Consider the following 1,536-nt stretch of genomic DNA (forward strand, 5'->3'; position numbering starts at 1 on the left):
GCGACCATTATCTTCGCAGTGTTTTCAAGGGAGTCTTTCGTAATGATGTCGTGCGCTGTGATGTTTTGCCTGACAAGTTCGACGATCTTTTTCCCGGTCTCTTCCGCTGCCCTGGAACGGGCAGCGCTTGTAGCGGGTATCAGTGACGATCCCGGGAGGGACATGCCCATGGCCTCTGCCGCACAGCCCATCGAGTTGGCCGTGCCGTAGTATGAGCATGAACCGCATGAGGGTGCCGCATTGTCTTCAAGCATTGATAAAGTCTCTTTGCTTATCCGTCCGGCGCTCAGCATCCCCACCGCCTCCGAAACAGAGGTGGAGTCGCTTTTACGCCCGTCAAAGGAAACGCCTCCGGCCATCGGTCCGCCAACAAGCAATATCGCCGGAATGCCCAGCCTGGCGGCCGCCATCAGCATGCCCGGAACTATTTTGTCGCATGATCCAAGCATAACAATGCCGTCAAGCCTGTGGGCTTCGGCCATTGCTTCGATGTCGCATGCTATAAGGTCTCTGGTGGGGAGTATGTATTTCATGCCGTTATGTCCGCATGACTGTCCGTCACAGGCGGCTATTACGCCAAACTCGACCGCCATGCCGCCTGCCCTGTATATGCCCTTTTTTACGAAATCGGCAAGGTTCCTGAGGTTGTAATGTCCTGGTACCAGCTCGTTCCATGAGTTTGCTATCCCTATTAGGGGACCTTTTAGGTCTTCGTCAGAGAAGCCCATAGATTTATAAAGGGCCCTGTTTTCAGTAAACACCGGATCTGAAAGTATTTCGGAACTTCTGAATTTCATAATGATATTTTCCTTCGGCTATCTGCTTCTACTTGAGAAAATAGTCTTTCATTATGTTACTCTCGCTCTTTGCTATATGTTCATAGAGCAGAGAGGACAACCCCCTGGCATCCCTCTCCCGCAATTTTTCCAATATCTCAAGATGCTGGCCGATCGTTTCATGTATGTTTGAAAGCGACTGTGCGGAAAGCTTCTGAAAGCGCTTTATCTGGGCGTGATATGTTGAGATAATGACTCCTATACGCTTGTTAGTTGCATATTTAGTGATGGTCATATGGAGCAGCAGATCCATCTCAGAAACGCGTGTCAGGTCTACCTCTCCTGCCATCGCAGCCTTTTTGAGGGCTTTCCAGCCTTTCTCCATCTCGTCTATCTCTTCTTCCGGGATCCTGTTTACTGCGGAAAGTGCCGCGAAAGGTTCAAGCAGTTTGCGTATGTCATATATCTCTTTGAGATCTTCGAGGGATATTTCTGATACAAAGGCGCCTTTTTGGGGAATTATTTTAACGTATCCGTCCTGTTCCAGACTGCGCAGGGCTTCACGGATAGGCGTTCTGCTGACACCTATCTCCCTGGCAAGATGGTTTTCGGGCAAGGGAGCTCCCATCTCGATCTCTCTTGCTTCGATAGCGTCACGGATCCACTCGTATGCTTTGGTCCAGCTGGCCTTTTCGTGGTCATGCATTAATGACACCCTCCATTATTTTAACTTAACTGTATACAGCAAACATACATCTTT

General features: G+C 49.6%; 2 protein-coding genes. Both read right to left on the minus strand.

Features of this window, described 5'->3' with window-relative positions:
- Nucleotides 1-797: dihydroxy-acid dehydratase (locus LLF78_04245; protein ID MCE5201702.1), on the minus strand; the 797-nt coding region annotated here is incomplete at its 3' end.
- Between the two features lie 28 nt (nt 798-825).
- Nucleotides 826-1,482, minus strand: a complete 657-nt coding sequence (locus tag LLF78_04250; protein ID MCE5201703.1) for a GntR family transcriptional regulator — start codon at nt 1,480-1,482, stop codon at nt 826-828.
- Nucleotides 1,483-1,536: the final 54 nt, after the last annotated feature.

The sequence above is a fragment of the Synergistaceae bacterium genome (assembly GCA_021372895.1).
Classification (GTDB): domain Bacteria; phylum Synergistota; class Synergistia; order Synergistales; family Synergistaceae; genus JAJFTP01.